The 25,083-nt window shown below is 69.7% G+C and carries 22 protein-coding genes; 13 read left to right on the top strand and 9 right to left on the bottom strand.

Going from position 1 to position 25,083, the window contains the following annotated elements; genetic code table 11:
• Positions 1-114: 114 nt before the first annotated feature.
• The gene (locus tag ITJ68_RS13295) at positions 115-1,170 is read right to left on the bottom strand and encodes a substrate-binding domain-containing protein (RefSeq protein ID WP_194661728.1); all 1,056 of its coding nucleotides are present in this window, start codon (positions 1,168-1,170) and stop codon (positions 115-117) included.
• Between the two features lie 187 nt (positions 1,171-1,357).
• On the opposite strand from ITJ68_RS13295, the gene chvE reads away from it, so the two are divergent.
• The 3 genes from chvE to mmsB all read left to right on the top strand — a co-directional run bounded on the left by chvE (position 1,358) and on the right by mmsB (position 5,364).
• A complete protein-coding gene (gene chvE / locus ITJ68_RS13290; protein ID WP_194661727.1) occupies positions 1,358-2,491 on the top strand; it encodes a multiple monosaccharide ABC transporter substrate-binding protein in 1,134 nt (377 codons plus the stop codon).
• 154 nt (positions 2,492-2,645) lie between these two features.
• On the top strand, positions 2,646-4,208 hold the full coding sequence (gene mmsA, locus ITJ68_RS13285; protein ID WP_194661726.1) for a multiple monosaccharide ABC transporter ATP-binding protein: 1,563 nt from the start codon (positions 2,646-2,648) through the stop codon (positions 4,206-4,208).
• Positions 4,183-5,364: a multiple monosaccharide ABC transporter permease gene (gene mmsB, locus ITJ68_RS13280; RefSeq protein WP_071269573.1), complete on the top strand. Its 1,182-nt coding sequence runs from the start codon at positions 4,183-4,185 to the stop codon at positions 5,362-5,364. Before mmsA ends, mmsB begins: the two co-directional genes overlap by 26 nt.
• Positions 5,365-5,458: 94 nt before the next feature.
• Here mmsB and ITJ68_RS13275 read toward each other — a convergent pair whose 3' ends face one another.
• The gene (locus tag ITJ68_RS13275; protein ID WP_194661725.1) at positions 5,459-6,796 is read right to left on the bottom strand and encodes an alpha-amylase family glycosyl hydrolase; all 1,338 of its coding nucleotides are present in this window, start codon (positions 6,794-6,796) and stop codon (positions 5,459-5,461) included.
• A 66-nt stretch (positions 6,797-6,862) separates the two neighbouring features.
• Here ITJ68_RS13275 and ITJ68_RS13270 point away from each other — a divergent pair, with 66 nt between their 5' ends.
• From ITJ68_RS13270 to ITJ68_RS13260, 3 genes are all read left to right on the top strand, one after another.
• Positions 6,863-7,261 carry a DUF3253 domain-containing protein gene (locus ITJ68_RS13270; protein ID WP_194661724.1) on the top strand — a complete coding sequence of 133 codons (399 nt, stop codon included), beginning with the start codon at positions 6,863-6,865 and terminating at the stop codon, positions 7,259-7,261.
• A 38-nt stretch (positions 7,262-7,299) separates the two neighbouring features.
• Entirely contained in the window at positions 7,300-8,400 is a 1,101-nt protein-coding gene (locus ITJ68_RS13265) for an SDR family oxidoreductase (protein WP_194661723.1), read from the top strand.
• Positions 8,401-8,505: 105 nt separating this feature from the next.
• Positions 8,506-8,682, top strand: coding sequence for a CsbD family protein (locus ITJ68_RS13260; protein WP_139200483.1), 177 nt, complete (start codon positions 8,506-8,508; stop codon positions 8,680-8,682).
• Positions 8,683-8,754: 72 nt separating this feature from the next.
• On the opposite strand, the gene ITJ68_RS13255 is transcribed toward ITJ68_RS13260, so the two are convergent.
• Positions 8,755-9,828, bottom strand: coding sequence for a spore photoproduct lyase family protein (locus ITJ68_RS13255; protein ID WP_194661722.1), 1,074 nt, complete (start codon positions 9,826-9,828; stop codon positions 8,755-8,757).
• Positions 9,829-9,873: 45 nt separating this feature from the next.
• Here ITJ68_RS13255 and ITJ68_RS13250 point away from each other — a divergent pair, with 45 nt between their 5' ends.
• Complete coding sequence (locus ITJ68_RS13250) at positions 9,874-10,182, top strand: biopolymer transporter Tol (RefSeq protein WP_194661721.1); 309 nt, start codon at positions 9,874-9,876, stop codon at positions 10,180-10,182.
• A complete protein-coding gene (locus tag ITJ68_RS13245; protein ID WP_194661720.1) occupies positions 10,179-10,649 on the top strand; it encodes a hypothetical protein in 471 nt (156 codons plus the stop codon). Before ITJ68_RS13250 ends, ITJ68_RS13245 begins: the two co-directional genes overlap by 4 nt.
• A 117-nt stretch (positions 10,650-10,766) precedes the next feature.
• Here the strand turns inward: ITJ68_RS13245 and ITJ68_RS13240 are convergent, their stop codons facing one another.
• From ITJ68_RS13240 to ITJ68_RS13225, 4 genes are all read right to left on the bottom strand, one after another.
• Positions 10,767-12,638 (bottom strand): glycoside hydrolase family 35 protein, encoded by a 1,872-nt coding sequence (locus ITJ68_RS13240; RefSeq protein ID WP_194661719.1) that lies wholly within the window; start codon positions 12,636-12,638, stop codon positions 10,767-10,769.
• A 134-nt stretch (positions 12,639-12,772) separates the two neighbouring features.
• The gene (locus ITJ68_RS13235) at positions 12,773-14,107 is read right to left on the bottom strand and encodes an ABC transporter substrate-binding protein (protein WP_194661718.1); all 1,335 of its coding nucleotides are present in this window, start codon (positions 14,105-14,107) and stop codon (positions 12,773-12,775) included.
• A 98-nt stretch (positions 14,108-14,205) separates the two neighbouring features.
• A complete protein-coding gene (locus ITJ68_RS13230; RefSeq protein ID WP_416354650.1) occupies positions 14,206-15,183 on the bottom strand; it encodes a carbohydrate ABC transporter permease in 978 nt (325 codons plus the stop codon).
• Positions 15,180-16,115, bottom strand: coding sequence for a carbohydrate ABC transporter permease (locus ITJ68_RS13225; protein WP_194628628.1), 936 nt, complete (start codon positions 16,113-16,115; stop codon positions 15,180-15,182). Before ITJ68_RS13225 ends, ITJ68_RS13230 begins: the two co-directional genes overlap by 4 nt.
• A 251-nt stretch (positions 16,116-16,366) precedes the next feature.
• On the opposite strand from ITJ68_RS13225, the gene ITJ68_RS13220 reads away from it, so the two are divergent.
• The gene (locus ITJ68_RS13220; RefSeq protein WP_194661847.1) at positions 16,367-17,356 is read left to right on the top strand and encodes a LacI family DNA-binding transcriptional regulator; all 990 of its coding nucleotides are present in this window, start codon (positions 16,367-16,369) and stop codon (positions 17,354-17,356) included.
• A gap of 488 nt (positions 17,357-17,844) precedes the next feature.
• On the opposite strand, the gene ITJ68_RS13215 is transcribed toward ITJ68_RS13220, so the two are convergent.
• Positions 17,845-19,347 (bottom strand): alpha-N-arabinofuranosidase, encoded by a 1,503-nt coding sequence (locus tag ITJ68_RS13215; protein ID WP_194661717.1) that lies wholly within the window; start codon positions 19,345-19,347, stop codon positions 17,845-17,847.
• Positions 19,348-19,582: 235 nt separating this feature from the next.
• Here ITJ68_RS13215 and ITJ68_RS13210 point away from each other — a divergent pair, with 235 nt between their 5' ends.
• From ITJ68_RS13210 to ITJ68_RS13200, 3 genes are read left to right on the top strand one after another with little or no spacing between them, the layout of a single operon-like run.
• Positions 19,583-20,950, top strand: coding sequence for an extracellular solute-binding protein (locus ITJ68_RS13210; RefSeq protein WP_194661716.1), 1,368 nt, complete (start codon positions 19,583-19,585; stop codon positions 20,948-20,950).
• 54 nt (positions 20,951-21,004) lie between these two features.
• Positions 21,005-21,970 carry a carbohydrate ABC transporter permease gene (locus tag ITJ68_RS13205; RefSeq protein WP_194661715.1) on the top strand — a complete coding sequence of 322 codons (966 nt, stop codon included), beginning with the start codon at positions 21,005-21,007 and terminating at the stop codon, positions 21,968-21,970.
• 1 nt (position 21,971) lies between these two features.
• A complete protein-coding gene (locus tag ITJ68_RS13200) occupies positions 21,972-22,886 on the top strand; it encodes a carbohydrate ABC transporter permease (protein WP_194661714.1) in 915 nt (304 codons plus the stop codon).
• A 307-nt stretch (positions 22,887-23,193) separates the two neighbouring features.
• On the opposite strand, the gene ITJ68_RS13195 is transcribed toward ITJ68_RS13200, so the two are convergent.
• Positions 23,194-23,946 (bottom strand): hypothetical protein, encoded by a 753-nt coding sequence (locus tag ITJ68_RS13195; RefSeq protein ID WP_194661713.1) that lies wholly within the window; start codon positions 23,944-23,946, stop codon positions 23,194-23,196.
• A gap of 91 nt (positions 23,947-24,037) precedes the next feature.
• Here ITJ68_RS13195 and ITJ68_RS13190 point away from each other — a divergent pair, with 91 nt between their 5' ends.
• The gene (locus tag ITJ68_RS13190; RefSeq protein ID WP_194661712.1) at positions 24,038-25,060 is read left to right on the top strand and encodes an ABC transporter substrate-binding protein; all 1,023 of its coding nucleotides are present in this window, start codon (positions 24,038-24,040) and stop codon (positions 25,058-25,060) included.
• Positions 25,061-25,083 lie beyond the last annotated feature (23 nt).

Raw genomic sequence — 25,083 nt, 5'->3', positions numbered from 1 at the left:
GAGGTTGCGCACCCGGTGCCCGGCCAGAGGGCGGCACGGTGTGCGCGACCTCGCACCACGGAACAGGAGCCGCACCGCGGCGCAGGGGCCGCAGCGAGCGGCAGCGGGCCGCCCTCAGGCGCTCCGGCGCACCACGAGCTGCGGCTGGATGAGCGTGTCGTCGAGCGGCCGGCCCTCGACCAGTGACCGCACCGAGGCGAGCACCCGCTCCCCCATCGCCATGAAGTCCTGCCGGATGGTGGTGAGCGGCGGGGTGAAGTGCTCGGCCTCGGGGATGTCGTCGAAGCCGAGCACGGCGATGTCGTCCGGCACCCGGAGCCCGTCGTCGGCGAAGGCGTGCAACACCCCGAGCGCCATCTGGTCGTTCCCGCAGAACACCGCGTCCACCGCCGTCGCGTCGATCATCCGCCCGGCCGCGAAGCCGCTCGCCGGGGTCCAGTCGCCGTCGAGCACGACGGGTTCGAGCCCGGCCTCGACCATGAGCCGCGTGTAGGTGGTCCGGCGCACCTCGGACTCCTGCGAGACCGTCGGCCCCGAGATGTGCACGATGCGCCGGTGCCCACGGCCGAACAGGTGCTGCATCGCCAGGGTGGTGCCGACGACCTGGTCGATCGCCACGGCTGCGACGCTCGGCAGGAGCTGCTCGGCGCGGGACGCCGCCGGGATCGCGTCCCGCTGCATCGCGTTCGAGACCACGACGGGCACGGTCACCGGCACCGTCAGCGACGCGAGGGCGTCGAGCACGCGGTTGTCGGCGGCGACGAGCACGACCGCGGCGACGTCCTGCGCGAGCAGGCTGACGAGGGCGCTGGTCAGGTCGGCGGGCCGCGGGTCGTCCGGCAGGGTGGAGAGCAGCACGTGGTACCCGGCGGTGCGGGCCGCGCGTTCGAACCCGATCGCGGTGCTCGACGGGCCGTAGAGCGCGTCCCCAGCCGTCACCAGTCCGAGGGCCTTGCTCCGGCCGCCGGCGAGGGCCCTGGCGGCGGCGCGCGGACGGTAGCCGAGCTCCCCGATGGCCGTCGTGACCCGGGACCGGAAGTGGTCGCGGACCGTCGGGTCCCCGTTGATCACGCGGGACACCGTCTGGTGCGAGACCCCGGCGCGCTCGGCGACGTCGAAGATGGTGGGGGCCTTGCGCCCCTTGCCGTTCGTCGTCGATGCGGTGGTCACGTGCACACCGTACCGCTCGGTGGGAGAACCGCACGGCCCGCACGAAACGGCTGAGCGAGTTGACACGGCGTCGTGCGCAGCCCAAGATGTGAGCGCTCACTCAGAGCATCACACTCCGACACCGGCACAGCAGCCGAGGTCACACAGCTCACGTCGACGTCGACGTGGCGGGAACAGAGGTACTTCGATGATGAAGCGCAGGATCGTCGCGGGCGTCGCAGCCCTCGGCATCGCCATCGCACTCGCTGGCTGCTCGGCCGGCGGTCGCGCCTCCTCCGACGGTGGCGGCAGCGGCAGCACCGACAACAAGGGCGCCCTGGTGGGCGTCGCCATGCCGACCAAGGTCTCCGAGCGGTGGATCAAGGACGGCAACGCCGTCAAGTCCGACCTCGAGAAGGCCGGCTACAAGGTCGACCTGGAGTACGCGGACAACAAGATCCCGCAGCAGGTCCAGCAGGTCAGCAACATGATCACCAAGGGCGCGAAGGTCCTCATCGTCGCGTCCATCGACGGTGGTTCGCTCTCCGACCAGCTCGACGCCGCCGCCAAGGCCGGCATCAAGGTGATCTCCTACGACCGCCTGCTCACGGGCAACAAGAACGTCGACTACTACGTGTCGTTCGACAACGAGAAGGTCGGCGTCGACCAGGCCACCTCGCTGCTCACCGGTCTCGGTGTGCTCGACGCGGACGGCAAGAAGACCGGCAAGAAGGGCCCCTTCAACATCGAGGTCTTCGCCGGTTCGCCCGACGACAACAACGCCACGTTCTTCTTCAACGGCGCGATGAAGACCCTCAAGCCGTACATCGAGGACGGCACCATCAAGATCGGCTCCGGCCAGGACGGCTTCACGCAGGCCGCCACGCTGCAGTGGGACCCGGCGACCGCCAAGTCCCGCATGCAGAACCTCGTCGCGAAGTCGTACTCCGGTGGCACCACGCTGAACGGCGTGCTCTCCCCGTACGACGGCATGTCGATCGGCATCATCTCGGCGCTCCAGGGCGCCGGCTACGGCACCTCGAGCCGTCCGCTCCCGACCATCACCGGTCAGGACGCCGAGGCCGCCAGCGTCAAGTCGATCATCGCTGACCAGCAGTACTCGACCATCTACAAGGACACGCGTCAGCTGGCCGAGAAGTCGGCGAGCATGGCCGAGGACCTGCTGTCGGGCAAGAAGCCCGAGGTCAACGACACGAAGACCTACGACAACAAGGTGAAGGTCGTCCCGACCTTCCTCTTCCAGCCGACGGTCGTCACGAAGGACAACTACAAGAAGGTCCTCGTCGACTCGGGCTACTACTCGGACGCCGACCTCAAGTAGGTCCAGCTCCACACCGGACAGGAGGCGCGGTGCCACACCGCACCGCGCCTCCCCTCCGCCCCTCTTCCAGAACGGGAGGCGCGGTGCCAGACCGCACCGCGCCTCCCGCTCGTCTCACCACGCGCGCTCGCGCGCACAACGGAAGGCAGTCCACGTGACGGACACCATCCTCGAGATGCGGGACATCACCAAGACGTTCCCCGGCGTCAAGGCCCTGCAGGGCGTCTCCATCGAGGTCGAACGCGGTCAGGTCCACGCGATCTGCGGCGAGAACGGCGCGGGCAAGTCCACGCTGATGAAGGTGTTGTCCGGGGTCTACCCGGCCGGGTCCTTCGAGGGCGAGATCCTGCTCGACGGCCAGCCCGTGAAGTTCTCGAACATCAACGACTCCGAGGAAGCCGGCGTCGTGATCATCCACCAGGAGCTCGCGCTCAGCCCGTTCCTGTCGATCGCCGAGAACATCTTCCTCGGCAACGAGCGGTCCAAGGGCGGCTTCATCGACTGGAACAAGACGAACCTGGCGGCCGCCGAGCTCCTGCAGCGCGTCGGCCTGAAGGACAACCCGATCACGAAGATCGTGGACATCGGCGTCGGCAAGCAGCAGCTCGTGGAGATCGCGAAGGCCCTGTCGAAGAAGGTCAAGCTCCTCATCCTCGACGAGCCGACCGCGGCCCTGAACGACGACGACTCGGCGCACCTGCTCGAGCTGATCCGCTCGCTGCAGGCCGAGGGCATGACGGCGATCATCATCAGCCACAAGCTCAACGAGATCAAGGCGATCGCCGACAAGGTGACGATCATCCGCGACGGGCAGACGATCGAGACGCTCGACATGCACGCCGACGACATCTCCGAGAACCGGATCATCCGCGGCATGGTCGGTCGCGACCTGTCGACCCGCTACCCGGAGCACGAGTCGACGATCGGCGAGGAGCTCCTGCGGATCGAGGACTGGACCGTCCACCACCCGCTCGACGGCTCGCGCGAGATCATCCACCAGGCGAACCTCAACGTCCGCGCCGGTGAGATCGTCGGCATCGCGGGGCTGATGGGCGCCGGACGGACCGAGCTCGCGATGAGCGTCTTCGGGCACTCGTACGGCACCGGCATCTCGGGCACCGTCTACAAGCGCGGCGTCCCGATCAAGACGAACACGGTGACCGCGGCGATCGACAACGGCATCGCCTACGCCACCGAGGACCGCAAGCGCTACGGCCTGAACCTGCTCGACGACATCAAGCGGAACGTCTCCGGCTCGGCACTCGGCAAGCTCGCCAAGTGGGGCTTCGTGAACGGCTCCGAGGAGACCACCGTCGCGCGGCAGTTCCTCAAGAACATGAACATCAAGGCACCGACCGTCAACGCGGTCACCGGGAAGCTCTCCGGTGGCAACCAGCAGAAGGTCGTCCTGTCGAAGTGGATGTACGCCGACCCCGACGTGCTCATCCTCGACGAGCCCACCCGCGGCATCGACGTCGGCGCCAAGTACGAGATCTACACGATCATCAACGCGCTCGCGGACCAGGGGAAGGGGATCATCGTGATCTCCTCGGAACTCCCCGAGCTGCTCGGCATCTGTGACCGCATCTACACCCTTTCCGAGGGTCGCATCACGGCGGACGTCCCCCGCTCCGAGGCGACGCCGGAGACCCTCATGCAGTACATGACCCAGGAACGGGAGACCCCAGTCAATGAACGCGCTCAAGTCCGCAGCTAGTTACCTCACCGGGCAGCTCCGGCAGATCGGCCTGTTCATCGCGCTGATCGTCATCGTCATCTTCTTCCAGGTGACGACCGGCGGGATCACCCTCGCCCCGATCAACGTCTCGAACCTGGTCGTCCAGAACAGCTACATCCTGATCCTCGCCATCGGCATGGTGATGGTCATCATCGCCGGTCACATCGACCTGTCGGTCGGGTCCGTCGTCGCCTTCACCGGCGCGATGGCCGGTGTGATGATCACGCAGTGGCACGTGCCGTGGCCGATCGCGGTCGTCCTCTGCCTGGTCATCGGTGCCCTCGTCGGCGCCTGGCAGGGCTTCTGGATCGCCTACTTCGGTATCCCGGCGTTCATCGTGACGCTGGCGGGCATGCTCGCGTTCCGTGGTGCGGCCCAGATCGCCCTGCAGAACCAGCAGATCTCGCCGTTCCCGGAGGGCTTCCGCTCGCTCGGCTCCGGCTTCCTGCCGGCGTTCGGCAGCTCGGGCTACGAGCCGCTGACGATGATCCTCGGCTTCGCGGCCGCCGCGATCCTGGTCGTCACCGCGTTCCGTGGCCGTGCCACGCGTCGCAAGTACCAGCTCGAGGACGAGCCCTTCGCCTGGTTCATGACGAAGCTCGTCTTCACCGTCGCGCTGGTCATGTACGTCGCACTGCTCCTCGCCAGCTACAACGGCACCCCGATCGTGCTCGTCATCCTCGGCGTGCTCGTGGTCGTGTACTCGCTCGTCATGCGCAGCGCGGTGTTCGGTCGCCACATCTACGCCATCGGCGGCAACGCCCTCGCGGCGCAGCTGTCCGGCGTCAAAACGAAGCGCGTCACGTTCCTCCTCTTCGTCAACATGGGTGTCATCTCGGCCCTGGCGGGCGTGGTCTTCACCGGCCAGCTCAACCTCGCCTCGCCGAGCGCGGGCAACGGCTTCGAACTCGACGCCATCGCCGCCGTGTTCATCGGTGGCGCTGCCGTCACCGGCGGCATCGGCACCGTGCCGGGCGCCATCGTCGGTGGTCTCATCATCGGCATCCTGAACAACGGCATGTCGATCCTCGGTGTCGGCACCGAGTTCCAGTCCCTCATCAAGGGCCTGGTGCTGCTCGCCGCCGTCGCGTTCGACGTGTTCAACAAGCGCCGGGCGGCGTCCGCCCGGAAGTAGGGCGCACCACGCTGGACCGAGACTCGGGCCGGCGGACACTCTGCGGGTCACGAACCCGCGGAACTGTCCGCCGGCCCGAGTCTCGTTCCCGGGGTCAGCGGGTCAGGACGGCCCACCCGGCAGCCGGGAGGCTCAGGGTGCCGTCGCGCAGGTCGCCTGCGCCCGCCTCCACCCGGGTCGCGTCGGCCGCAGGCACCTCGACCGGATCGTCGGCCAGGTTCAGGGCGGTCACGACCGCGTCGTCCCCGGTCGCCGTCCGCAGCACGACGACGGTGTTCTCCAGGTGCACGACGTCGGTGTGCGCCCGGTGCAGCCAGGGGTGCCGACGGCGGAGGGCGACGAGCGCCTCGTACGTGTGGGTCAGGGCCGTCGGCTCCGGAGGCGTCGGCGGGAACTCCGGACGGACGGCGTCGTCGCCACCGAGGCGCTCCTCCTTCACCCCGGTCCACCCGTACTCGTCCCCCGCCCACACGCTCGGGGTGCCGGCGACGGTGAACAGCACCGCGGCCGCGTGGGGCGCGAACCGCTCCCCCACCGCACTGGCGATGCGGGTCACGTCGTGGTTGCCGATGAACGTGCTCGGGGCCGACGTGGCGAGCAGGGCGTCGTGACGTTCGATCGCGTGCGCCAGCTCGAAGCAGTTGCGGTCGGCGATCCCGTGCCAGACCGCTTGCCACAGCTCGTACTGCGTGGTCGAGTCCATCGTCGACTCGGTGACGATCGTGGCCGTGTCGCCGTGGATGACCTCGCCGGTGAACCACGCGTCCGGGAACCGCTCCCGCACGCGCGGCAGCACCCGCGCCCAGAACGCCGACGGCACCGCGTAGGCCGCGTCGAGCCGCCACCCGTCGACGCCGCGCTCCAGCCAGTGGGTCATCACGTCGACGACGAGGTCCTCGGTCGCCTGCGACGAGTGGTCGAGCGCCACCAGGATGTCGTGGCCCTCGAACAGCCCGACCGGCACCGGGTCGCCCGGGTTCCAGCCGGTCCAGTCGATGCCGAACAGCGGTGCGGACGCCGCCGCGGGTCCGTCGGTCTCGAGTGCCCGGAACGCCGGGTGCTCACGGCCGACGTGGTTGAAGACGCCGTCGAGCACCACGCGGATGCCGCGCTCGTGCGCCGCGGTCACGAGGGCGTCGAAGTCGGCGTCGTCCCCGAGGCGCGGGTCGATCCGCAGGTGGTCGACCGTGTCGTACCCGTGCGTGCTGCTCGCGAAGACCGGTCCGAGGAGCAGTCCGTTCAGCCCGAGGTCGACGACGTGGTCGAGCCAGCCGGTGATCCGGTCGAGGCGGTGCTCCACCTGCCGGTCGCCGACGGGCGTCTCGGGGCGGACCTCGGCGCCGACGAAGCCGAGCGGGTAGACGTGCCACCACAGCACGTGCTCGACCCAGGCGGGCTCGGACGGTCGGGCGGGGGCGCTGTCGGGAGTCACTGCTCCGATGCTGCCAGTTCGACGTCGGCTGGGTACGGGAGTGCGCTTCGGGACGATGATGGACGCATGGGACGAGCGATCCGCACCGAGGACGACGCACGCCGGGTCGAGGCCGCGCAGGCCGAGCGCACGTGTGCGTCCTGCGGGCGTCGCATGCCGGAGTCGGCGTCACCCGATGCGAAGTGGTGCTCGGACGCCTGCCGTCGGCACAAGCTCGACGACACCGACCGCACGCTCGAGCGCACCATCGACGAACTGCTGGACGCCCGGGCGCTGACCTCGAGCATCTGCCCGTCGGACGCCGCGCGGGCGATCGGTGGCGAGGACTGGCGCGACCTGATGGAACCCGCCCGTCGAGCCGCACGGCGCATGGTGGCCCGGGGCGAGGTCGAGATCACCCAGGGTGGGAACGTCGTCGACCCCTCGACCGCCAAGGGCCCGATCCGGATCCGCCGTCCACGCTGAGGGAACACCCTCGCGACGACAGGTGTTGGCTACCAGCGATGACTCCCGACGGAACCACCACACAGTCCACCGCCCAGCGCAGCGCCCTCGTCGTGGGCGCCAGCGGCATCACCGGCTCGGCCCTCGTCGAGCGCCTGACCCAGGACGGGTGGGAGGTGAGCGCACTCTCCCGACGAGCAGGGACCCGCAACGGCGTCCGTGGCATCGCCGCCGACCTCCGCGACCCCGAGGGGCTCCGCAGCGCACTCGCTGACGAGCGGCCCACGCACGTGTTCTTCACCGCGTGGCAGCGACAGGCGACCGAGGCCGAGAACATCGCCGTGAACAGTGCGATGGTGCGCGACCTGCTCGCCGCCCTCGACCACGCGCCGCTCGCCCACGTCGCGCTGGTGACCGGGCTGAAGCACTACCTCGGCCCGTTCGAGGCGTACGCCGCCGGCGAGATGCCCGACACCCCCTTCCACGAGGAGGAGCCGCGGCTCGACACCCCGAACTTCTACTACGCGCAGGAGGATGAGCTCTTCGCCGCCGCCGAGCGTCAGGGCTTCACCTGGTCCGTGCACCGCTCCCACACGGTGATCGGCCACGCGGTCGGCAACGCGATGAACATGGGCCTGACCCTCGCTGTGCAGGCGACGCTGGCGAAGGAGCTCGACCTGGACTTCGTCTTCCCCGGCAGCGAGGCCCAGTGGAACGGCCTGACCGACATGACCGACGCCGGTCTGCTCGCCGAGCACATGGTGTGGGCGGCGACCTCGCCCGAGGGCGCCGACGAGCCGTTCAACATCGTCAACGGCGACGTCTTCCGCTGGCGCTGGATGTGGCCGCGGCTCGCCGCCCACCTCGGGGTCGACCCGGCGCGCGTCGTCGGGTTCTCCGAGGAGGCCCGACCGCTCGAGCAGCAGATGGCCCCATACGAGGCCGCCTGGGCCGGGATCGCCGAGCGCCACGGCCTCGTCGAGCCGGACATCACCCGTGTCGCGTCGTGGTGGCACACCGACGCCGACCTGGGTCGGGCCATGGAGGTCGTCACCGACATGGGCAAGAGCCGCGACGCCGGGTTCACCGGCTACCGCCGCACCGAGCAGGCCTTCGCCGACCTGTTCGCGCGCTACCGCGCAGACCGTCTGATCCCCTGATCAGCCGGCACCTGTCCCGCCGCAGTGAACGGGGTACAGAGGCGTCCGTACTGTCGGTGACACACCGCCGGGACCACCGGTGATGCCCCACCGGAAGGAATCACCATGTCGCTCGGAGACAAGGCCAAGGACGCCACCCAGAAGATCGTCGGCAAGGTCGAGGAGACCGTCGGCGAGCACACCGACGACCAGGAACTGCACGCCCAGGGCAAGAAGGACCAGCACATGGGCGAGGCGCGCATGGAGACCGAGAAGGCGAAGGACGCCGTCGACGGCAAGTGAGCACCTGCTCCTGACCGCGTGAGCGGCCCGGCATCCACGGATGCCGGGCCGTTCGTGCGTTCGGTCCGGTGTTCAGAAGGCGTAGCGGATGCGGCAGGACGGCAGGTGCTCGGCGACGAGCTCGCGGAACCGCTCGACGAGCTGCCCCTTCATGCCCGAGCGGTACCGGACGTTGACGGCACCGTTCTGCGACACCTTCTGCTCCTGCAGGTCGGGACGCCAGAGCAGGTCCTCGGCCTTCGGGTGCCAGCCGAGGTTCACCTGGTGCAGGGGCTCGTTGTGCGTGAGGAAGATGACCTCCGACGCGAGCTGCGCCTTCGCCCGCGGGGACAGCACGTCGTCGACCTGACGCAGGAGCTCGGCCCAGTCGGACTCCCACGTCGGGGTGAGGATCACGGGCGAGAAGTTGAGGTGGACCTCGTACCCCGCGTCGACGAAGTCGTTCACCGCGGCGATCCGCTCGGCGATCGGGGAGGTGCGGATGTCGGTGACCTTCGCGGTCTCGTGCGGCATGAGCGAGAACCGGATGCGCGTGCGCCCCATCGGGTCCCAGTCGAGCAGGTCGCGGTTGACGTACTTCGTCGCGAACGACGCCTTGGCCGTCGGGGTCATCCGGAACAGGTCGCAGAGGTCGCGCACGTTGTCGCTGATCATCGCGTCGACCGAGCAGTCGCTGTTCTCGCCGATGTCGTAGACCCAGGCGTCGGGGTCGCACTGGTTCGGCTCGGTCTTCTCCCCCTGCTTGTGGATGTTCCGCGCGATGTGCTTGGTGATCTGCTCGATGTTCGCGAAGACCGTCACGGGGTTGCTGTAGCCCTTGCGGCGCGGCACGTAGCAGTACGCGCACGCCATCGCGCAGCCGTTCGCCGTCGACGGCGCGATGAAGTCCGCCGAGCGACCGTTCGGCCGGGTGACGAGCGACTTCTTCACGCCGAGCACCAGCGCCTCGGTCTTGATCCGCACCCAGCGCGAGACGTTGCGCTCGTCGCCGTGGACCTCGGGGATGTTCCAGTGCGACTCGACGGGGACGACCTCGGCGTCGGGCCACCTGGCGACGACCTCGGCCCCACGGGGCAGCTCGAGCGCAGCGGGTTCGGCGTAGATGCGGTGGACGTCGAGCATCGGGCGCACGCGGGGTTCGGTCATCGCTCCCTGTCTACCGGGCACCACCGACGGTGCAGACTCAGACGCATGAGCAAGCCGGACGACCACTTCTTCGTCGTTGACGGCCGACGCTGGCGGCGCACCGACCCCGCCGTGCCCGAGGAGACCGCCGCGGCGCTCCGGTCGCACCTCGGTCGTGGGCGGAACGCGGTCAAGCAGGCCAAGCGCTCGGGCGACGACGCGGCACTCGCTGCCGCCCGGCACCGGAACGGCCTCGCCAAGCACGGCCTCGGCGAACGCGGCCCGGTGTGGTGGGAGCGCCCGGAGGCCGACCGTGTCGCCGATGCCGAGCGCGCCCGCGCGGAGCTCGACGCCCTCGACGACGGCACCGCGTGACGACCACGATCCGCCCGCCGAAGCTCGATCGTGTGATCAACGTGATCGTGATGGGCCCGGTGTTCATGGGGACCGGAGTCGCGATCGCCCTCGCTGCGACGTCCCCGGACGCGTCGGCGCGGGTGTTCCTCGTCGTCCTCGGCGCGGTCTTCGTCGCGACGGGGATCTGGCTCACGAGCCGCCTGCCACGGGTCGCGGTCCACCTCGCCGATGACGAGCTCCGGTACGACGGCTTCCTCGTCTCGTGGACGCTCCCCCGCGCGGGCATCACCGCCGTGCTCGACGACGCCTGGGTCGAGTGGCGAGACACCGCCGGGCGGGACCGTCGTCGTCAGATCGGGCTGCTCACGCGGGCCTGGGAGGACGACGGCACGAAGTTCGCACCGTACTGGCGCTGGCGTCGGGAGGCGCTGCTGCAGGTCCGGGAGTGGGCAACCGGTCCTGACCGCGCGCGGTCCTTCCCATGACGCCCGCGATGGGGAGTGGGATCGCGCGTGGGAGGTCGGGACGAACGACCCGCCACGCGCGATTCGACCCCCTGAGCGCGATTCGACCCGCGGCAGGACCGCTGCGCGCAGACCCGGTCAGGCCTCCGTGTGGCCGAGGTCGGGCTCGACGCGCAGCTGCACGGTGCGGGACGCCGACGCGTGCAGCTCGAACACGACGACCTCGTTCCGACCCGCACGCAGGACCGGCCCCGGCACCGCCAGGGTCTGCTGCGGCCCGCGCGACCAGTACCGCCCGAGGCAGAACCCGTTCACCCAGGCGACGCCCTTGCGGAAGCCGTCGAGCGCCAGGTAGCGGTCGGACGCCGCGTCGAGCTCGAACGACCCGAGCGCCACGACGGGTCCGGCCAGGACGTCGGCACCGGCTGCGGAACCGACGGGCTCCAGCGCGCGCAGCACGTCGAGCGCCGCGGACGGCATGGGGTCGAGCGCGAGCGGCGACGCCGTCCACCGGGACAGCGGCACGCCGTCCACGGTGACGCCGCCGATCAGGCCCTTCGGCTCGCCGATGCGGGTGCCGTAGTCGACGCGGCCCTGGTCCTCGACGAGGAGCTCGAGCGTCCCGGTGACCGGCGGGAGCGCGACGGCCCGGTCGTGGTGCTCGCGCTCGAGGACGCCGACCGAGCGACCGTCGACGCTGACGAGGACGCGGTCGCGGACCTCTCCCCCGACGGTCAGCACGCCGCCCGCGGGCAGATCGACCTCGGTGCGGTACAGCACGAAGCCCGAGGCGGCACCGAGCTCGTCGAACGTGGGGGTGGTCTCGTGCGTGGTCCACGACGTGAGCTGCGGGAGCAGCGTGCGGAGGGCCGTGGACCGGTCGAGCTGGACGGCGAGGTCCGTGGCAGGGGCGATCCGGGCCTCCTGGCCGGCGTCGGCACCGGTGTCGGCACCGGGGCCGTCGTGCAGCACGCCGGACCCACCGGGCTCCATGGCGGCCGGCAGCGGCGGCACGGGCGCGTAGCGCTCGATGACGGAGCGGAACGCGTGGAACTTCGCGGTGGGGCGACCGGCCTCGTCGAGCGGGGCGTCGTAGTCGTACGACGTCGCGATCGGCCGGTACACGCCCTTGTCGTTGGCGCCGTTCGTGAAGCCGAAGTTCGTGCCGCCGTGGAACATGTAGACGTTGACGGAGCCGCCGGCGGCGAGCAGGACGTCGAGGTCGGCGGCGCTGTCCGCAGCCGAGGTGGTGTGGTGGTGCTCGCCCCAGCTGTCGAACCAGCCGTCCCAGAACTCCGAGCACATCAGCGGTCCGGTGGGCTGCGCCTGCCGGAGCCGGGCCAGACGCGACTCGGAGCGGGACCCGAACGACCCGGTCTTGTGCAGCGACGGCAGCGAGCCGTCCTCGAGCATGGTGCCCATCGGCTGGTCGACGCTCGTGAAGGGGACGGTCAGCCCGATCGCGCGGTGCATCGCCTCGAGCTTGGCCAGGTAGACGGGGTCCGAGCCGTAGGCGCCGTACTCGTTCTCGACCTGCACGAGGACGATCGGCCCGCCGGGGCCGTCCGTCCCGCCGGCGTCGATCTGCCGTGGGACGAGGATCGGCGCGAGGGCGTCGAGGTACCGCGACACGGCGGCGAGGAACTGCGGCTCGTCGCGGCGGATGCCCACGGTGCCGTCGGTGAACAGCCAGTACGGCAGCCCCCCGTTGGTCCACTCGGCACAGATGTACGGGCCGGGGCGGACGATCGCGTGCATGCCCTCGGCGGCGACGAGGTCGAGGAACCGACCGAGGTCGAGTCCACCGGTGAAGTCGAACTGCCCGGGCGAGGCCTCGTGCGCGTTCCACGCGACGTAGGTCTCGACGGTGTTGAGGCCCATGAGCTTGGCCTTGCGGATGCGGTCGGCCCACAGGTCCGGGTGGACGCGGAAGTAGTGGATCGCGCCGGAGAGGACCCGGTGCGGCTCGCCGTCGAGCAGGAAGTCGGTGTCGCCGATCGCGAAGCGCATGGGCAGAGCCTTTCGTCAGAGCGGGGCCGCCGAGGCGGTCCGGTGCAGAGAGCGGGGCCGCGGGGACGGCCCGGTGCAGAGAGCGGGGCCGTGCGGACTGGTGTCCGCACGGCCCCGGGATGGTGGAGCTGGTGCTACTTGGTCGAGACCGTGAAGCCCTGCTGCTTGCCGTACTTCACGAGCGAGTTCTGCCAGGCCTCGAGCCCGGACTCCAGCGAGGTGCCCTTCTCGTAGGACTGCCCGACGGTGTCGGCGTAGACGCTGTTCGCGTACACCTGGTACGGCAGGTAGGTGAAGTCGTTGTCGGACGACTTCGACGCGTCGACGAGGACCTCGTTGATCTTCTGTCCACCGAAGTACTCCGGCTCCTCGTTGAGGAAGGCCGAGGACTCCAGGTCAGCGGTGGTCGACGGGAAGCCGCCGGACTCCATGAAGATCTTCGTGGAGGCCTTCGACGAGTTCAGCCACTTGAGGAAGCCGGCGGCGAGGGCCGGGTTCTTCGTCTGCTTCATGACGACCTCGGCGCTGCCGCCGTTGTTCGCGGTGACGGCCTTCGAGCCGTCGTAGGTCGGCATCGGTGCGACGCGCCAGTCACCCTTGGCGTCGGCGACGCTCGCCTCGAGGTTGCCCGGCATCCACGCGCCCGTGATGAGGGTCGCGATCTGGCCGTTGCCGAGCTGCTTGTACCAGTCGTCGGTCCAGCCGACGGTCTTGGCGAGCAGCTTCTTCTCGACGAGCTCGTTCCAGGTCGAGGTCCACTTCTTGGTGCCCTCGTCCTGCAGGTTGACCGTCACCTTGTCGCCCTTCGTGGTGAACGGCGTGCCACCGGCCTGGGCGATCATGCTGGTCGTGAAGCCGGCGTCACCGGAGTCCGCCGCGATGTAGGCGTCGGGGTCGGACTGGTGCAGCTTCTCGGCCGCGGTGACGTACTCGTCCCACGTCTTCGGGACGGTGATGCCGTTCGCGTCGAAGACCTTCTTGTTGTAGAACAGCGCCATGGGGCCGGAGTCCTGGGGCAGGCCGTAGACCTTGTCCCCGTTCGTCACGGAGCTCCAGGTGCTGGCCGCGAACTTGCTCTTCAGGCGGTCGAAGCCGTAGCTCGACAGGTCGAGGAGCGACTCGGACAGCGAGAACTGCGGGATGGCGTAGTACTCGACCTGCGCGACGTCGGGGGCACCCGAGCCGGCCTTGATCGTGTTCTGCAGCTTCGTGTACTGGTCGGCACCGGTGCCGGCGTTGACGAGCTTGACGTCCACCTTCGGGTACTGCTTCTCGAACGCGGCGACCTGGGCCTTCGCGGACGGGGTCCAGGACCAGTACGTCAGGGTGCCGCCCTTGGCGAGCGCCGAGTCGATGTCCGAGGCGGAGCCGCCGGAGGACGAGCCGCCGGACGAGCAGGCCGCCAGGGCGATGGCGGCGGTGACGCCGATGGCGAGGGCGCTGAGTCCGCGCCGGGCCTTCGTGTTCATGGGGTGCCTTTCACTTCTTCGTGTTGGGGGGGGTGCTGCTGTGGGGCTGGCGGGCTGGAGGTGCGTGGCGGGGTCGCCCCGAGCCTCCTGGCCGTGGGTCAGGCCTTGACGGACCCGGCGGCGAGGCCGGACTGCCAGAAGCGCTGCAGGAAGAGGAACGCGACCACGATCGGGATGATCGTGAGGAGCGAACCGGTGACGACGAGGTTGTAGATCGGCTGCGCACCGGAACCGGTGGCCTGCGCGTTCCACTGGTTGAGGCCGACGGTGAGCGGGTACCACTTCGGGTCGCTCAGCATGATGAGCGGCAGGAAGTAGTTGTTCCACGTCGCGACGACGGCGAACAGGAGCACGGTGACGACACCGGGGGCGAGCAGGCGGAGCGCGATCGTGAAGAAGATCCGGAACTCCCCTGCGCCGTCCATGCGGGCGGCCTCGAGGAGCTCGGACGGGATCGCGTCGACCGCGTACGTCCACACCAGGTACATGCCGAACGGGCTGATCAGCGAGGGCAGGATGATCGCCCAGGGGGTGTTCGTCAGGCCGACCTGCGAGAAGAGCAGGAAGGTCGGGACGGCGAGGGCCGTGCCGGGCACCGCGATGGCACCGAGGACGATCGCGAACACGGCGCGGCGGCCGGGGAACGCGAACTTCGCCATGCCGTAGCCGGCGACGGTCGCCAGGAGCGTCGCTCCGCCGGCACCGACCACCACGTAGAGCAGCGTGTTGCCGAACCACTGCAGGAAGATGCCGTCGTTGTACGTGACGGTGTCGACGATGTTCTGCCAGAGGTTGAAGTCCCCGCCGAACCAGAGGCCGAAGGTGGAGAGCAGCGACGACTGCGTCTTCGTGCTGTTCACGAGCAGGTAGAACAGCGGCGCGAACGAGTACACGACGAAGACGATCATCACGGCGGTCAGGAGACCGGAGCGCTTCGGCTTGCGGCCGTCGACGGGCTGGTCCGCCTTCCGGGACGCTCGTCCCGCTCCGCGACGGCCGTTGCGGAGCGTCGTGGTCGCCTCGGTCACCGTGGCCGGGCCGGCCGGACCGGTGGCGGGGTGCTGCAGGGTGCTCATCGGTTCTCCTGTCGGGTGCCGCGGACCTGCACGACGTAGGCGATCACGGCGGTGATGACGCCCATCACGATGGCGACGGTGGCGGAGTAGTTGAACTGCTGGCCGCTGAAGGACAGCGAGTAGGCGTACATGTTCGGCGTGAAGGAGCTGCCGATGACGTTCGGGGCGAGGGTCTTCAGCAGGTTCGGCTCGTTGAAGAGCTGGAAGCTGCCGATGATCGAGAAGATCGTGGCGATGACCATCGGGCCGCGGAGTGCGGGGAGCTTGATCGAGAACACCGTGCGCAGGGGGCCGGCGCCGTCGAGCTCGGCGGCCTCGTACAGCTCGCCGGGGACGGTGCGGAGGGCCGCGTAGAAGATCAGCATGTTGTAGCCGAGGAACTCCCACGTGACGACGTTGCCGATCGACGTGAGGACCCAGGTCGGGCTGAACGGCTGCAGCAGGTCGATGCCGAGCGCGTCGTTCGCCGCACCGGTCAGGCCGAACTGGTTGCCGTAGATGAAGCCCCAGATGAGCGCTGCGACGACGCCGGGGACCGCGTAGGGCAGGAACACCGCGATGCGGAAGAACGACGTTCCCCAGAGCCGGGCGCTGTCGAGCGTGAGGGCGGCCACGAGGGCGAGCCCGAGCATGATCGGCACCTGGATGACCAGGAAGACGACGACCCGCCCGAAGCCGGACCAGAACTGCGAGTCCTGGAAGAGCTGCAGGTAGTTGGCGAACCAGACGAACTGGTTGCCGCCGACGAGCTGGTCACGGAACAGGCTGAGCCACAGCGCGTACCCGATCGGCACGATGAGCATGAGGACCAGGACGACGACGAACGGTCCGACGAACAGCCACCCGGTGAACCGGCCCCTCGGCTTCGGCCGCCGTCGCGGTGGCGCTGCCGGCGACCCGGCCGGGGCCGTGCGCGCTGCGAGCGTGCTCATGTGACTCCTTCGTCTGCTGCGTTCGGGGACGCGGCTGGTGCGTGCGTGGAACGCGGATGCTGCGTTCGGGGACGTCGAAGTTGACGTCAACATCGAACGACCCGACGATAGCATGGCAACGTCAACATGCGTTACCGTTCGGAGCGGTCGGCTCCCTGTCCGGCTGTCCCCCGGGCGTTCGTCCCGGCCACGCCCGACGAAGGAGCGACGTGACGACCGACCTGTCCGCCACCGGCCGTCGCGCCCCGTCGATGGCTGCCGTCGCCGACGCCGCCGGCGTCTCGATGCAGACGGTCTCGCGGGTCGCCCGCGGCTTCGAGAACGTCAGGCCCGACACCCGCGAGCGCGTCCAGCAGGCGATGGCCTCGCTCGGGTACCGCCCGAACCGGGCTGCGCGGGCACTGCGCTCCGGGCGCTTCCGGACGATCGGCGTGATCATGTTCACGCTCGCGTCCTTCGGCAACATGCGCACGCTCGAGGCCATCGCCGACGCCGCCGGGGCCGCCGACTTCACGATCACGCTGCTGCCGATGGCCTCCCGCACCGAGGAGGGGGTCCGCTCGGCCTTCTCCCGCCTGCACGAACAAGCCGTCGACGGCGTGGTGATCATCATCGAGTCCCACGTCATCGACACCGCCGAGGTGGCCCTGCCCGACGGCGTCCCGATGGTCGTCGTCGACTCCACGGGCACCACCGAGCACCCGGCGATCGACACCGACCAGACCGACGGCGCCCGGCTCGCCACGCAGCACCTGCTCGACCTGGGCCACGACACCGTGTGGCACGTCGCCGGGCCCTCGTCGTCGTACTCGGCGGCGCGACGACTGGCGGCGTGGCAGACCACGCTCGAGCGCGCCGGCCGGGTCGTCCCGCCGGTGTTCCACGGGGACTGGAACACGTCCTCCGGCTACCGCGCCGGCCTCGAGATCGCCCGGCGCCCGGAGATCACCGCGGTGTTCGCCGCGAACGACCAGACCGCCCTCGGGATCCTCCGCGCCTGCCACGAGCTCGGGCGCACCGTGCCGGAGTCCCTCAGCGTGGTGGGCTTCGACGACTCGCCGGAGTCCGACTCGTTCTGGCCGCCGCTGACCACCGTGCACCAGTCCTTCGACGAGGTCGGTCGTCGCGCGGTCTCGACCCTGCTCGCCCAGATCGAGGGCGCGCCGGTCGTCGCCACGACGGACCTCGTCCCGGTGCGCCTGGTCGAGCGCGCGAGCACGGCGGCGCCGCCGCCGCGGTAGCGCGGGCGCGCGGGCGCGTGGTGCGAGGTTGCGCACCCCGTGCGCGCCCGTGTCCCCGCACGGGGCGATCACCCTCGCACCGGGCGAGGGACGCCGCACCGTGCGAGCCAGCCCACGGGGCCGGACCACGTGCTGGAGGGGAGGCTCGTGGCGGCCTCGCACCGAGCCTCCCGGCCGCCCCGTGGTGCGTTCCGTCCCCTCACGCCTGCGCTGGAACGCGGAAACGCGCGTACGGGGTCGGATGATCCGACCCCGTCCGCGCGATTCGACCTCCTGCGGGCGGATCGACCGGCGGCAGACCGCCGCGGCCGGACCACGTGCCGGACGGGAGGCTCGTGGCGGCCTGGCGCCGAGCCTCCCGGCCGCCCCGTGGTGCGTTCCGTCCCCTCGCACCTGCGCTGGAACGCGGAAACGCGCGTCGGGGGTCGGACGATCCGACCACCGACGCGCGTTCCGACCTGCTCAGCGGGGAACGACCCCGACCGGGACTAGCCGATCGACAGCGCCGTCCAGCTCACCGGGGGGAGCTCGATCGTGACGGTGTCACCCTCGCGGCGAGCCGTCTCGTTCGTGCGGAGGCCGACACGCGACGTGTTCGTCAGGTCGTTGACCGCGTGCAGGTCGTCGTCCCAGACGCCCTCGGCGTGGACGTCACCCGTGACGTCGAGCCCCGACAGGTCGATGGTGACCGTCGTGCTCTCCGAGGGGTGGCGGTTGACCAGGAACACGGCGGCCTTGCCGTCCTCGATCGTGGCGGCGGAGTCCACGACCGGGACCTCGCCGTACGTGCCACCGTCGACCGTGTCACCGGACGCGATGACCTGCAGCGAGGTGCCGTGGGCGAGCCGCGAGGTCAGCGAGAACGGGAAGAAGGTGGTCTGGCGCCAGGCCTCGCCACCGGGCTCGGTCATGATCGGGCCGATCACGTTGACGAGCTGCGCGATCGAGGCCGACGCGACGCGGTCCGCGTGGCGCAGCAGCGAGATGAGCAGGCCACCGACGACGACGGCGTCCGCCACCGTGTAGATGTCCTCGAGCAGACGCGGGGCGACGGGCCACTCGTCGAGCGTGAACTCCTTCTGCTGCTCGTTCCACTTCGAGATCGACCAGACGTTCCACTCGTCGAACGAGATGTCGATGCGCTTGTCGGACTTCTTGTGCGCCTTGACGTGGTCGGCCGCGGTGGTGACCGTGTCGATGAAGCGGTCCATGTTGACGCCGGACGCCAGGAAGGTCGGCATGTCCGTGCCCTCTTCGTAGTAGGCGTGGGCCGAGATGTAGTCGACGTCGTCGTAGGCGTGCTCGAGGACCGTGCGCTCCCACTCCCCGAACGTCGGCATCGATGCCCCGGAGGACCCACAGATGACGAGCTCCAGGTCGGGCTGGATCTGCCGCATGCCCTTGGCGGTCATCGCCGCGAGCTTGCCGTAGTCGTCGGCGTTCTTGTGGCCGAGCTGCCAGGGGCCGTCCATCTCGTTGCCGAGGCACCACATGGTGATGCCGAAGGGCTCCTCGCGGCCGTTCGCCCGGCGCTGGTCGGCGAGCGCGGTGCCGCTGCGGATGTTCGCGTACTCGAGCAGCTCGATGGCGGCGTCGGTGCCACGGGTGCCGAGGTTCACGGCGAGCATCATCTCGGAGCCGACCGAGTCGAGCCACTGCTGGAACTCGTGCAGGCCGACCTCGTTCGTCTCGGTGGAGTGCCACGCGAGGTCGAGGCGGCGGGGGCGCTGGTCGACCGGGCCGACGCCGTCCTCCCACTTGTAGCCGGAGACGAAGTTGCCGCCGGGGTAGCGGATGGTGGTGACGCCGAGCTCCTTGACGAGCTCGATGACGTCCTTGCGGAAGCCGTGCTCGTCGGCGCTCTCGTGGGCAGGCTCGTGGATGCCGTCGTAGACGTGGCGACCGAGGTGCTCGACGAACCCACCGAAGATGCGGCGGCGCACCGGCCCCACGGTGAACGCGGCGTCGAGGACGAGGTGTGTGCGGGGCATGGATCTCCTTCGATCATCTGCTGGCTCGTGGGCTCCGGGCGCACTGCACCCGGTGCGGTCGGCGGCGCTCGGTCCCCGTCAGTTCCGGAGAGTGAGCGCTCACCTGTTCCGTAACGCTACCGGTATCCATGTCGTGACGAAAGGGGTGGCGCGCCGCGGACAGCGGGGCTAATGTGAGCGCTCACGGAGCACTGACCCACGTGTTCCGCAGCCCGGCCCACGATGGAGTGATGCCATGCCGATCCGACCCGTACCACCCGTCTCGCAGCCACGGGGCGCCGGTTTCACCCGGCGGAGCCTCCTGGCTGCCGGAGCGGCGGCCGCGACCGTCCTCCCCCTCGCCGCGTGCTCGAGCCCGCTCTCCGCTGGCCTCGCCGGAAGCGCGCTCAACCCCGAGACGCTCGTCTTCTGGAACCTCTTCGGCGGTGGCGACGGTCTCCGCATGCAGGAGATGGAAGCCGGCTACGCCAAGCAGCACGGCGGCTCCAGCTCGCTGCAGGCGACGACGTTCGCCTGGGGCAACCCGTACTACTCGAAGGTCACACTCGCCACCGTCGGGAACAAGCCGCCGGACGTCGCGATCGCCCACCTGACCCGGGCGAAGCCGCTCTGGGACGGCGACCTGCTCGACCCGATCACGGCCGACGACCTGGCCGGTGTCGGGCTCAGCGCCAGCGACTTCAACCAGAAGGCCTGGACCGCGCAGAAGACCGACGGCAAGAACATCTGTGTCCCGCTCGACACGCACCCCTTCGTGCTGTTCTACAACGTCGACGTGTGCCAGAAGGCCGGTCTGATCGACGGCGACGGCAAGCTCAAGGACCTGACCGGCATCGACGCCTTCGAGAGCGCCCTCGCCGCCGTCTCGAAGGTCACCGGCGGCACGGCCCTCAACGTGGCGAACGTCAGCGAGATCGCCACCCCGTGGCGCTTCTTCTGGACGATGTACAACCAGATCCAGGGTGCCACCCCGTTCATCAGCGACGGCGGCGCGAAGCTCACGGTGAACGAGGACGCCTACTCGAAGGTCACCGAGATGACCCAGAAGTGGGTCAAGAGCGGCTGGCTCAACAAGGGCCTCGACTACGCCACCGCGCAGACGCTGATGTTCACCGGCAAGGCCGGCTTCTTCATGCAGGGCGAGTGGGAGATCAGCACCGCGCAGTCGATCAAGGGGCTGAAGTTCGGCATGGCGCCGATCCCGCAGCTCTTCGACAAGCCGGCGACCCAGGCCGACTCGCACACCTTCATCCTGCCGCGGAAGGACCGCACGCCGGAGCAGAAGAAGGCCGCGATGCTCTTCATCAAGCAGATGCTCGAGCAGAGCCTCACGTGGGCGCAGGGCGGGCACGTCCCGGCGTACATGCCGACGTTCGACAGCTCCGCGTACAAGAAGCTGACGCCCCAGTCGAACTACGCCTCGGCCGCCGAGTCCGCCGTGTTCGACGACGCCGCCTGGTACGGCGGGTCCGGCTCCACCTTCGAGAACACCGTCGGCGCCCAGCTCGCGCTCGTCCAGCAGGGCAGCAGCTCCCCCGCCGCTGCCATGAGCGCGATCAAGTCCCAGCTGTCGACCTACCTCAACACGCCGAGCCCGCTGTGATCGGCCCGACGACCACCACGAACGCCGTGAACACCCTGCGAAAGGCACGATGACGTGACCACAGCACCTGTCCTCGACCGGCCCACGGACGCGGCGAGCGCGCCCCGCAAGCTGCGCACCTACCGCACCAGCCTGACCCGCGGCCAGGGCCGCAGCGGTTGGCTGTTCCTGGCCCCCTTCGGCCTGTTCTACATCGCCTTCCTGCTCGGCCCGACGATCTGGATGATCGTCACGAGCTTCTTCAACACCTCGACGGTGCGCACCGGCCTCGGCACCTTCGCCGGGTTCGCGAACTACGCGGAGATGCTCGGACGCGACGACTTCTGGTCCTCGCTCTGGCACACGCTGCAGTTCACGCTCTACACGACCCCGCCGCTGGTGATCCTGGCGTTCGTGTTCGCCGTGCTGACGAACCGGATGAACAAGGGCCAGTGGTTCTTCCGCCTGGCGTTCTTCCTGCCGTTCATCCTGCCGTCGGCGACGATCTCGCTGATCTGGGTGTTCATCTTCACGCCGAGCACCGGTCTCTGGGCGAGCGCGCAGTCGCTGCTCGGGCTGACCCCCGGCGCCGGCATGCTGGCGAGCCCGAACACGGCCATGATCGGCGTCGCCATCGCCACCGTGTGGTGGACGCTCGGCTTCAACTTCGTGCTGTACCTGGCCGGCCTGCAGGAGATCCCCCGCGAGCTGTACGAAGCGGCCGCGGTCGACGGTGCGTCGAACTGGCAGCAGATCAAGTCGATCACGCTGCCGCTGCTCGGCCGCACGACGACCCTGGTCATCCTGCTGCAGATCATCGCCAGCCTGAAGATCTTCGACCAGGTCTACCTGATGACGAACGGCGGACCGGGCATCTCGACCCAGGTCTCGCTGCAGCTCATCACCGGCGTCGGCTTCACCGACAACCGGTTGGGCGCCGCCTCGGCCGCGTCCGTCCTCCTGTTCATCGTGATCGTCGCGATCGCCGTCATCCGGCAGGTCATCGAGCGCGTGGCCGCCAAGCGTGAGATCGGAGCCTGAGATGACCACCACCGAGAGCATCACCACCGACCGGCCGAAGTTCCGGTCCGGCGTCTCGTCGGCCGCACCCACGAGTGCCGCCAAGATCGGCGTCAGCGGGCGCGGCTTCACGATCGCGTCGGGCATCATCCTGACGGTCTTCGCGATCATCTGGCTCATCCCGAGCGTCTTCGCCCTGAAGACCTCGCTGTCCGACAACGGCGTCGCGGCGCTCGGCGCCAACTCGATCCTGTCGAACTGGAACCCGACGCTGCACTCCTACGCGGCGCTGTTCCAGGCCGGCGACATCTGGAACTGGTACCTCGCCAGCGCGATCACGAGCATCGTCACCGCGGTGCTGACCGTGCTGTTCGCCTCGATGGCGGCGTTCGCGCTGTCCCGCCTGGTGTTCCGCGGCCGGAACGTCGCGTTCCTGCTCATCATCCTGGGCATCATGATCCCGACCCAGGTCCTGATCATCCCGATCTTCCAGGAGCTCAACGCCGTCGGCCTGCTGAACACCTACTGGTCGGTCATCTTCCCGCAGGTGCCCGCCGTGATCGCGGTGTTCATCTTCAAGCAGTTCTTCGACGGCATCCCCCGCGAGCTCGAGGAGGCGGCCCGCATCGACGGCGCCGGCATCTGGAAGGTCTACTGGTCGGTCATCCTGCCGCTGTCGCGTCCGGTGATCGCGGCCGTCACGATCCTGACCTTCGTCGGGGTGTGGAACAACCTGCTGCTGCCGCTGTTCGTGCTGTCGAACCCGGACCTCATGACGATCCCGGTCGGGCTCGCCACGGTCCAGGGCAGCTTCGGTCAGCGTTACGCCGACATCCAGGCGGGTGCGCTGCTCGCGGCGCTGCCGCTGATCATCCTCTACCTGATCTTCCAGCGGCAGATCGTGGAGGGCGTGACCGGTTCCGGCCTGAAGGGCTGACGCGATCCATCGACCGCCCTCGCAGGCTCGGTCGGCGCTGGCGCCGCGCGCCGCTGGCGCGTCGCATGGAGCGGGGCGCGCGCGGGAGGTCCGGTGCCAGCTGGCACCGGGCCTCCCGTCCGTGCGTGGTGCGGTCTGCACCCCTCGGTGGGTCGGTCGTCCGCGTGGCGAGTGGATCCGCGCGTCGCGAGTGGAACCGCGCGGAGCGAGGCGAATCGCGCGCAGCGGGTCGGGTGTCCTGACCGGCAACGCGCGGGACGCCATCCCATCGCGAGCGACATGGGAAGGAACGACCACGGCGTCCGGGTCAGGGAACGGGTGTGACCGTCCACGTGCCGTTCGTCTGGATCGCCACGACGCCGGGCAGGTCGACGTCGAACTGCTTCGCGAAGGCCCCGCTGTCCCCGAAGACCTGCGTGTCGTCCGACGTGGTGAAGGCCCGTGCGTTGAAGGAGTCCTCGGCGCCGGCCGGCCGGAAGTCGACGGCCACGTGCGGCACGTCGTCCTGGAAGAACAGCACCGCCGGACCCGTGCCCGACTGCGCTCCCGCGACGGTGGGCAGGTCGTTCCAGCTGCGCATCGTGACCGACCACGGGCCCTGCGCGTCGACGATCACCGTCTGGTCCGGGGCGTCGTCCTGGAAGACCGCCGTCAGGAACGAGCCGGTCAGGGGTGCGGTGGCACGGCCGAACGGGGACATCCGCCCCGGTGCGGTGACCGTCGCGGTGCCGGTGCAGGCCGAGCAGTCCAGCTCGATCACGACGGCGAACTGCCCCTCGGTGTGGAACGCCACGTTCGACGGGCCGGTCGCCGACGCCGTCGCCGAGACACCGGCGGCCACCGTGCCCGCGTCGACCGTGTCCGGCAGCGCCCGCGCGATCGCCGGGGTCGTCGCCGTCGGGGTGGGGGTCGCCGTCGGGGTGGGGATGCGGGTCGGTGTGGCCCGGGACGCCGCTGGTCCGGGCGGCGCCGAGTCGTCCATGTCCTGCGCACACCCGGTCATCAGCAGCACCGCTGCCATGAGCGTGCCGATCGTCGCTGTCCCCCGTACCGTCCCCATGCCACCACCCTGGCACGAGCTCCGCCTCGGGGTCACCGGGGGTCGGGCGTCGTCGCGGTCGTGCGCGGAGTGTCGGATACGCTCTCCTGCCGTGGAGCTCCCCCGATCCGGCACCCGTCGCGCCGGCCTGTTGACGGCCGTCGTCGTCGGAGTCCTCCTGCTCACGGGCTGCACGGGCGGGACCACGGTCACCGGACCCACGAGCAGCGCGGACGCCCGCCCCCGCCCGGCCGCTGACGCCTGGTCGTTCGAGGACGCGACCGGCACCACGATCAAGCTCGACCACCGGCCTGAGCGCATCGTCGTGGTGGACGACCTCGCCGTCTCCTTCCTGCAGTACGGCCTGCACCCGGTCGGGACCTTCGGGCAGGTCCCCCTGTCGGAGGATGCCCGGTTCGACGACCTCGACACCTCCGGCATCACCGAGGTCGGGACGGACGACGGCGACGTGGACCTGAACCGGCTCGGAGACCTCGAGCCGGACCTCGTCGTGACGTCGGTCTACCCGACGGACGGGTCCGTGGACGCCGACGCCCTCGGCTCCGGGTTCGCGAGCCGCACCCGGCAGGAGCAGATCGGGAAGATCGCGCCCGTCCTCCGCGTCGAGTGGGGCGGGAAGGGCCTCGACGCCGTCCGACAGGTCACCCGGTTGGCGGAGGCACTCGGCGCTGCCCGGACGACCGTCGACACCGCCGAGCGCGCGTTCGACACCGCGCGTGCAGCGCTGTCGGACGCCGCCGACGGCCGTGACCTGCGGGTGGTGTCGATGTACGCCGACGCTGACGGCGTGTACGTCACCCGTCCCGCCGACGAGCCGACCCTGCAGCTCTACGACAGCCTCGGCGTGGACCTCGTCGACCCTGGCTCGACGGGCTTCTACTGGGGCGTCTCCAGCTGGGCCAACGCGGGCAAGGTCGAGGGTGACGTGATCCTGCTCTCCCCGGAGGGGTACCAGGTGCGGGAACTCCTGGCGCAGCCGACCTTCGCCGACGATCCGGCGCTCGTCGCCGGGCAGGTGCACAGCTGGCCGGTGCCGGGGCTCGACTACGCGTCGCAGGCAGCGGCGATGACGGAACTCGCCGGGTGGCTCGAGGACAGCCGGGAAGTGTCCTAGAGCGCTGCCGGTGGTCCCGGCTG

Source organism: Curtobacterium sp. VKM Ac-1395 (genome assembly GCF_015350975.1).
In the GTDB taxonomy this organism is placed as follows: Bacteria; Actinomycetota; Actinomycetes; order Actinomycetales; family Microbacteriaceae; genus Curtobacterium.
This window is presented reverse-complemented; position numbering and strand designations above follow the sequence as displayed.